General features: G+C 44.1%; 10 protein-coding genes. 2 read left to right on the top strand and 8 right to left on the bottom strand.

From position 1 onward, the window contains the following. The 7 genes from DDR33_RS04875 to DDR33_RS04845 form a co-directional block, all read right to left on the bottom strand. Nucleotides 1–917 (bottom strand): Ppx/GppA phosphatase family protein (locus tag DDR33_RS04875; protein ID WP_109414830.1); only part of this gene is annotated, 917 nt, incomplete at its 3' end. Nucleotides 918–958: 41 nt separating this feature from the next. Next, nucleotides 959–1,369 carry a nucleoside 2-deoxyribosyltransferase gene (locus tag DDR33_RS04870; protein WP_109414651.1) on the bottom strand — a complete coding sequence of 137 codons (411 nt, stop codon included), beginning with the start codon at nt 1,367–1,369 and terminating at the stop codon, nt 959–961. Nucleotides 1,370–1,440: 71 nt separating this feature from the next. Continuing rightward, nucleotides 1,441–2,589 carry a molecular chaperone DnaJ gene (gene dnaJ / locus DDR33_RS04865; RefSeq protein WP_109414650.1) on the bottom strand — a complete coding sequence of 383 codons (1,149 nt, stop codon included), beginning with the start codon at nt 2,587–2,589 and terminating at the stop codon, nt 1,441–1,443. Between the two features lie 3 nt (nt 2,590–2,592). Then, on the bottom strand, nt 2,593–3,207 hold the full coding sequence (locus DDR33_RS04860) for a nucleotide exchange factor GrpE (protein WP_109414829.1): 615 nt from the start codon (nt 3,205–3,207) through the stop codon (nt 2,593–2,595). 145 nt (nt 3,208–3,352) lie between these two features. After that, the gene (locus DDR33_RS04855; protein WP_109414649.1) at nt 3,353–4,036 is read right to left on the bottom strand and encodes a cell division ATP-binding protein FtsE; all 684 of its coding nucleotides are present in this window, start codon (nt 4,034–4,036) and stop codon (nt 3,353–3,355) included. Nucleotide 4,037: 1 nt separating this feature from the next. After that, nucleotides 4,038–4,241 carry a fructose-6-phosphate aldolase gene (locus tag DDR33_RS04850; protein WP_109414648.1) on the bottom strand — a complete coding sequence of 68 codons (204 nt, stop codon included), beginning with the start codon at nt 4,239–4,241 and terminating at the stop codon, nt 4,038–4,040. Between the two features lie 43 nt (nt 4,242–4,284). Then, on the bottom strand, nt 4,285–5,322 hold the full coding sequence (locus DDR33_RS04845) for an acyl-CoA reductase (RefSeq protein WP_109414647.1): 1,038 nt from the start codon (nt 5,320–5,322) through the stop codon (nt 4,285–4,287). Between the two features lie 84 nt (nt 5,323–5,406). Here DDR33_RS04845 and DDR33_RS04840 point away from each other — a divergent pair, with 84 nt between their 5' ends. Beyond that, on the top strand, nt 5,407–5,760 hold the full coding sequence (locus DDR33_RS04840) for a 4Fe-4S dicluster domain-containing protein (protein WP_109414646.1): 354 nt from the start codon (nt 5,407–5,409) through the stop codon (nt 5,758–5,760). 32 nt (nt 5,761–5,792) lie between these two features. On the opposite strand, the gene DDR33_RS04835 is transcribed toward DDR33_RS04840, so the two are convergent. After that, nucleotides 5,793–6,281 (bottom strand): universal stress protein, encoded by a 489-nt coding sequence (locus DDR33_RS04835; protein WP_109414645.1) that lies wholly within the window; start codon nt 6,279–6,281, stop codon nt 5,793–5,795. An 80-nt stretch (nt 6,282–6,361) separates the two neighbouring features. On the opposite strand from DDR33_RS04835, the gene DDR33_RS04830 reads away from it, so the two are divergent. Beyond that, nucleotides 6,362–7,150: a C40 family peptidase gene (locus DDR33_RS04830; protein WP_238387672.1), complete on the top strand. Its 789-nt coding sequence runs from the start codon at nt 6,362–6,364 to the stop codon at nt 7,148–7,150. The last annotated feature ends 4 nt before the right edge of the window (nt 7,151–7,154 follow it).

Genomic DNA, 7,154 nt, shown 5'->3' with positions numbered 1-7,154 from the left:
GCTCTTTCATAAAGCAGTCCTTCCTTCAGAGAATACGCCGACATAGCGATTTCCTTTATCTGAAGTTCCCGGATGATATAGGAAGTGAGAATTGAGGCGACTACAATCATATCAACCCTTACAGGTGTAATGGATTCATTTGCAGCACGTTCTTCATGTGTTGACAGAATGATACCAAGAAGAACAGACAGGAGCTGATCCTGAGTGAAGAAGAAGCTGGTGCTGCCGGTTATGGGTGAAGTGCCGGACATTTTGGTGGTAAGTTCTGTGAAGGTTTCAAAAGCACCTGCTGAACCTATAAGTATCGCGGGTTGAAATTTGCGGGCATTTTCTTTAAGATCTCCGAGTTGTTCATCCAGGTAGTGAAAGATGGCCTGAACGTCTTCCTCCGAAACAGGATCTGAGTGGTGGAATTTATCCATCAGCCTTGCTGCCCCTATCGGGTAACTCTTTTTGTGAAACACTTCATGTTCATCGCAAAAAATGAATTCAACGCTTCCCCCGCCAATATCCATAATTAAAGCTGGTTTTGTCAGCTCTACTGCCTGGCATACCCCTTTGTAAATCAGCTCAGCTTCACGAACGCCATCGATAAGAGAGATTTTTATTCCTGTTTGCAGTTCTGTTTCCCTGATAAAATCCTGCCCGTTCGAAGCGCTTCTCAGGGCGGAAGTTCCTGCCGCATGAATCTCTTCAGCAGCATACTGGTCAATAAGTGATTTGAAAAACCGCAGCGTTTCGATGCCTCTGCTGAAAGCCGCTTCAGTGATATATCCTTTACTAATTCCGCCTTCTCCAAGTTTTACGGCGCGGGTTTCGGCAACCAGCTGAGCTGCAATTTTGCCGTTTTCTGCATCAGCTATCAGTAAATGGAATGTATTGGTTCCGAGGTCAAGAACTGCAATGCGTTTTTTCATGTCAAATAGGGGCGAACATTAAGATCCGGTGCAGCCGGTCATTAAGCGTGCACATTTTTCAGGGCTTCGAGGATCTTTTCTGTATAGTTAATGCGATCTTCTATTACTGCGGCAGCGCTATAGTAAAGCATGGCATTAAATCCCCTGGTATCGCCGCTGTCGCGGATATCCGTTCTTACGATAATGACAGGAATGTTCTTAGCTGCCGCATATCCGCACTCCCAGCAGGTACCGCTATCGGCATCTGCTCCGTCCATAATTGCAACAACCGCAGATGCTGATTCAACCCCCGCTTTGCAGAGATAAAATATTTCTTCTGTATTCTTATCCAGGCATTCTTCCTGTGGAAGGAATACCTGATATCCATTCTTATTCAGAACTTCAGATAATTCCTTATTAAACTTCATCTCGGCAGCTGTAAACAGGGGACCTGCAAGATATACTGATGTCATGTCGTGATTTTTATAAGAGGTATTAAAAAGCCACCCTTAAGGTGGCTTTTTAATACTTATGTGATTGTCTGTTATTCAAAATATTCTCTCATCCGTTCAAAGAAACTTTTCTCGTTCTTTCCCGGTTGGGGCTTGAAATTGGGAGAGTTTTGTAACTTCTCCAAAAGGTCTCTTTCTTCACGGGAAACAGCTTTAGGTGTCCAGATATTGACATACACAAGCTGATCACCGCGGTGATAGGAGTTTACCTCCGGAATACCTTTTCCTTTAAGACGTAAGATCTTCCCTCCCTGCGTCCCTGGTTCAATCTTTATCTTGGCTTTGCCATCAATTGTAGGTACCTCTACGCTTGATCCAAGCACAGCATCAAGGAAACTGATATGAAGATCATATACTACGTTATTACCTTCCCGTTTCAGGGTTTCGTGAGGAACTTCCTCTATCAGTATGATCAGGTCGCCGGGGATGCCGCCATTAGGGGCCGCATTTCCTCTTCCGCTCATAGACAGCTGCATCCCTTCACTTACTCCCGCCGGTATATTGATAGAAATAGTTTCTTCTCCGCGGACTACACCATCACCATGACATACATTACACTTTGAGGTTATCTGCGTTCCGGTACCGTTACAGGTAGGGCAGGTACTGGTGGTTTGCATCTGTCCCAGGATCGTATTGGTTACTCTCCTCACACTTCCTGCACCTCCACAGGTATTACAGGTATGGAACGAAGATTTGTCTTTTGCACCTGTACCGTCACATGTACTGCAAACGACGAGCTTGTTCACCTTAATCTTCTTCTCTGCGCCTTTAGCAATCTCCTCAAGATTTAACTTTACCTTGATGCGGAGATTGGTGCCGCGCGCGGCACGACGGCTGCCGCCGGAATGTCCGCCTCCGAAAAAGCTTTCAAAAGGACTGCCGCCACCGAATATGTCGCCAAACTGGCTGAAGATATCTTCCATATTCATATGGCCGCCGCCATAACTGCCTGCTCCTGATGTTCCGGCATGTCCGAACTGATCGTAACGTTGCTTTTTCTCAGGATTGCTAAGCACCTCGTAAGCTTCTGCAGCTTCTTTGAACTTCTCTTCTGCTTCTTTGTCACCAGGGTTCTTGTCCGGATGGTATTTAATAGCAAGCTTGCGGTACGCTTTCTTTATTTCATCCGGTGAGGAGCTTCTGGAGACCCCTAAAATGTCGTAATAATCTCTTTTTGCCATTTTCTAACTTCCTACCACAACTTTTGCGAACCGGATTACCTTATCGTTCAGGAAATATCCCTTTTCGACTTCGTCAATTACTTTTCCTTTGAGATCATCAGAAGGAGCAGGAATGTTCGTGATAGCCTCATGGAGATCTGCGTCGAACGCGGTCCCGATAGATTCCATTTCTTTCAACCCTTTTTGTGTAAGGATATTCTTAAATTTGCTGTGAACCAATGAGATCCCTTCCTTTACAGATGCAGTATCTGCGGCAGTTTCCATAGACTTCATCGCCCGTTCAAAATCGTCGAGCACCGGCAGCAGGCTTTGTAATACTTCTCTTCCTGCTGTTTGCAAAAGATCGATCCGTTCTTTTGTTGTACGTCTTTTATAATTGTCAAACTCAGCATACAAACGGAGATACTTATCGTTTGCTTCTGCCAAATCTGCACGTAACTTCTGTTCTTCAGACGGACCTTGTTCAACCTTTTCTTCGGCCGAAGGAGCTGTATCTTCAGCTTCTGCCTGTGGGTTTTCTGTAGATTCTGCCTGTTCCTGTACCTGCTCAGTTTCGTTTTGAGCAATATTTTCCGATAATGGTTCTTCCGGATTGTCCTTCTTTCTGTTTTTCAACATATCTGAAAATTTCATTGTTACTAATTGGGCAAATCTTTTGCCATTATATAAAAAGCGGTCAAGCTGTCATATCCGTTCATCCGGATACTGGCATTTATGCATAGACTGCTTAACTGGTAAAGTCAGTAGCAGGGGAAATAGCTTGTTACACGATCTTTACATCTTCAAGTACCCTTCCGTTCTCACATTTGATAATTCGTGAAGGGAAGGTACGGATGAGATGATAATTGTGGGTTGCCATGAGGACCGCAGTTCCGGACCGGCTGATGTCTTTCAGAAGGAGCATGACTTCCTCTGAAGTTTCAGGATCAAGGTGACCGGTGGGTTCATCGGCGAGGAGAATTTCGGGATCGTTTAATAATGCCCTTGCTATCACTACTCTCTGCTGTTCTCCGCCCGAAATCTCATGCGGCATTTTCTTTATTTTCGAACGAAGGCCTACCTTTTCAAGTACATCGCGGATTCGTTCGTCTATCAGTTTTTTGTCTTTCCAGCCTGTTGCTTTCATGACAAAGATCAGGTTTTCTTCAATTGTTCTGTCTGTCAGAAGCTGAAAATCCTGAAATACAATTCCAAGCTTTCTCCTCAGGAATGGGATATCCTTGTCAGTCAGCTTCTGAAGATCGAAACCTCCTGCATGACCTCCTCCATTTTTAATATTGATTTCTCCGTAGATGACCTTCATCAGGCTGCTTTTTCCCGAACCCGTCTGGCCGATCAGAAAAACAAACTCCCCTTTATCAATATGCAGGCTTACGTCCGATAGGACGAGATGATTCTGCTGATAAATGTCTACATTGCTGAGTTTTATAATGGAATTACCAATCATATCAAAGTTCTAATTTTACAATTTTGCCAAACGGAAGATCGTTGGCCAGCTTCATAATTTCATCTATTTTGTCGCCGAGACCGATCTTTGTCAAGGTCTTATCGGGCCTGTCGACCCTGAAGTAAGCCAGTAAAGTAAATTTCTCGTCACGCAACTGGATGTAGTCGGGTATTTTAGCAACGCCTTTTACTTTAATGATGTACATGGTCCAAAGTTAAGCTTTTCCCAAGAATTGAGGGGATGTTAAGTTATAAAGTGAGAAGAAACTGCATGGTATTAATTCCGTCTGCATAATCCCATAAGCGGGGTTTCTGACTGTCTCCAAACGGCACCTGCTGACAGGGAAGATCCATTTTCAGGTTCGACACCACGCACTGTATCTCTTCTGACCTTGCTCTCAGCGAGTTTTCGAGCGATGGCAGGTCTGCATATTTTTCATAGTATAAAGTTGCCAGAGGCGAACTTAAGCTGTCATCCGATTTTTTCAGAAGCAGGAAGCCATTATCCAGATGATCTTCCCGGTTTACCAGGAGAATCGATTTGTTGTAATCGTAGTTGTTGTTGTATTTGTGATGGTTTGCAACCTCTTTAAACGATTCAATGGATTCAAAGAAACGGATGAAGTCGTAGTTTTCAGGTACATATATTTTTGATACGTTACGGCATCCAAGTCCGAAGTACGAAAAAATATCGTTTCCCAGTGCCTTCAGCTGTGATTCATCTTCATCACCTTTTAATACTGCTATACTGTTGCGGTTCTTCCTGATGATATGGGGCACGTTTCTGAAATAGTATTCAAAATATCGCGATGTGTTGTTGCTGCCTGTCGCGATAACCGCATCAAAGCTTTCAAGCCTTTCCGTGTACCGGATATGCTCAGAGAAGGCAGGCTCTATTTCTGTAAGCTTATTGAGCAGGTAGGGAGTGAGTTGTTTGTCCTGGGATGAAAGCTTGATGAGCGCTGTATTTCCGCTTGCAAGAACACAAAGGATATCGTGAAAGCCAACCAGCGGAATATTACCGGCAAGCACAAGGCCTACCGTTTTGCGTTCCCCCGCTTGTTGTTTATGGCTGTATTCTTTTTCGAGCCAGGCATCAACCTCCTTTTCGCTGAGCATAAATCCTATAGCTTTAACAGCTTTTTCAGTTTCTTCAGGCGTGAACCAGGCATTATAATGCCTGGCAGATTTGACAAGCTGTATCAGATTTTCGTCGTTATAGGCCTGTAAATACTGTCCCAGCTTTGTAAAAGCTGCTTTTATTTGAGGAAGCAAGGTGGTAGTCATCAAGTAAATAAAATAGATTATCTTATATTTGCACTGTTTTGCTGATATGTAGCAAAGTTAAGTTAAGGAAAAGACTTTTTAGACATGGCGATTAAAATAACAGACGAATGCATAAACTGCGGAGCTTGTGAGCCGGAATGCCCCAACAATGCAATTTACGATGCAGGTGCGGCATGGCGTTTTTCTGATGGGACAGCTCTTCGCGGGATTATAGATTTTGGCGACGGAACAACGTTAGATGCAGAGGAGGTTCAAACTCCTATTTCAGACGAATTTTATTATATAGTTTCTGATAAGTGTACGGAGTGTAAAGGGTTTCATGATGAACCGCAATGTGCTGCCGTATGTCCCGTTGACTGTTGTATTGACGACGAAGATGTCAGGGAGACAGAGGAGGAACTGCTCGCTAAAAAAGCATGGCTTCATATGGAGGAGTAATTTCCTCATACCGGTATTGAAAAAAGGCGGATTTATTCCGCCTTTTTTGTATCATCTTCCTTATTGGGAATAATTAGTACAGGACATTTTGCTTTGCGCACTACCCGTTCAGCAACGCTGCCTGAAATAAAATGATCAAAGCCTGTGCGTCCGTGTGTGCCAACAATGATCAGATCTGCTTCCCACTCTTCCGCTGTTGAAAGAATTTCATCTCTCGGGTTGCCAAGTTTATGAAACGTATACGTTGTCACCCCTTCGCCGAAGTCCTCCGCCACCCGGTTCAAGAGTTTCTTTCCTGATTCATCCTGAGCCTGAATAACTTCCGGCATGACGATCGGGGTCTCATTAAGCATGGGATCAGTGACGTATGGCGTTGAAACAGGAATGTCGTTTACATGCAGCAATGCTACGGTAGCGTCAAGTTTGCGGGCCAGTTCGTAACCATACCCCGCTACAGAGTCAGAGTACTGGCTGTCTTCTATAGCAATTAGAATCTTATGCAATTGATTCAGGGTTTTCATATTGATATTTTTTATATAGTTAAAACACTTAATAGTATGGTTAAGTTTTAATAGCAAAAATATTTAATATTTTAGCCGTTATGATAGACTCCCAGTTTGGTATCTGCCACTTATCCTTAGTTCCCATACGGGCTGAAGCTTCAGACAAAAGCGAAATTTTGTCTTTTCTCCTGTTTGGAGATTGTTTTGAAGTTTTGGAGCAAACAGATAAATGGGTATTGATTATGACGTCGTTTGACAAATATGCAGGTTGGATAGACATCAAGCAATATGCTGGTATAAGTGCGCAGCAGTTTGAAGAGCACTCGGAGCGCTCGTTAACATTAGGTCCTGCCATCTATCAGCCCCTGGTTAAAATGGATACCGGAGAATTGCTTTATCTGCTTGCCGGGAGCAGCATTCCGTTTATGACTGAAAATAGCTTTTCTTTCGGAGCTAATGAATATAAATTTCCTGCCCAGCCTTTACTGGCAGCGGGAGCTAATTTTGCAGAAAACCTGGTTCCCTATGCCCGGATGTTCCTGCACGCTCCCTATTTGTGGGGCGGCCGGTCGCTGTTCGGGATAGACTGTTCTGGCTTTACGCAGGTGGTGTTTAAAATGCTTGGTATCAAATTACGGCGTGACGCATGGCAGCAGGCCGAGCAGGGCACGCTCGTCAACTTTTTGCAGGAGGCTAAAGCCGGTGACCTTGCTTTTTTTGATAACGACGAAGGCCGTATCGTTCATGTCGGTATTATGCTCGGTGAACAGCAGATCATTCACGCCTCAGGCCGTGTAAAGATCGACCCTATTGATGATCAGGGGATCTATAGTACCGACCTCAAACGCCATACGCACAAGCTGAGGATTATTAAAAGGTTTGTGTAGGGGG

Source organism: Pararcticibacter amylolyticus (assembly GCF_003130405.1).
In the GTDB taxonomy this organism is placed as follows: domain Bacteria; phylum Bacteroidota; class Bacteroidia; order Sphingobacteriales; family Sphingobacteriaceae; genus Arcticibacter; species Arcticibacter amylolyticus.
This window is presented reverse-complemented; position numbering and strand designations above follow the sequence as displayed.

Bases quoted from the DNA above. Each gene is read 5' to 3' on its own strand.
- DDR33_RS04870 (WP_109414651.1), bottom strand. From the start codon at position 1,369: ATGACATCAGTATATCTTGCAGGTCCCCTGTTTACAGCTGCCGAGATG.
- dnaJ (WP_109414650.1), bottom strand. From the start codon at position 2,589: ATGGCAAAAAGAGATTATTACGACATTTTAGGGGTCTCCAGAAGCTCC.
- DDR33_RS04860 (WP_109414829.1), bottom strand. From the start codon at position 3,207: ATGTTGAAAAACAGAAAGAAGGACAATCCGGAAGAACCATTATCGGAA.
- DDR33_RS04855 (WP_109414649.1), bottom strand. From the start codon at position 4,036: ATGATTGGTAATTCCATTATAAAACTCAGCAATGTAGACATTTATCAG.
- DDR33_RS04850 (WP_109414648.1), bottom strand. From the start codon at position 4,241: ATGTACATCATTAAAGTAAAAGGCGTTGCTAAAATACCCGACTACATC.
- DDR33_RS04845 (WP_109414647.1), bottom strand. From the start codon at position 5,322: ATGACTACCACCTTGCTTCCTCAAATAAAAGCAGCTTTTACAAAGCTG.
- DDR33_RS04840 (WP_109414646.1), top strand. From the start codon at position 5,407: ATGGCGATTAAAATAACAGACGAATGCATAAACTGCGGAGCTTGTGAG.
- DDR33_RS04835 (WP_109414645.1), bottom strand. From the start codon at position 6,281: ATGAAAACCCTGAATCAATTGCATAAGATTCTAATTGCTATAGAAGAC.
- DDR33_RS04830 (WP_238387672.1), top strand. From the start codon at position 6,362: ATGATAGACTCCCAGTTTGGTATCTGCCACTTATCCTTAGTTCCCATA.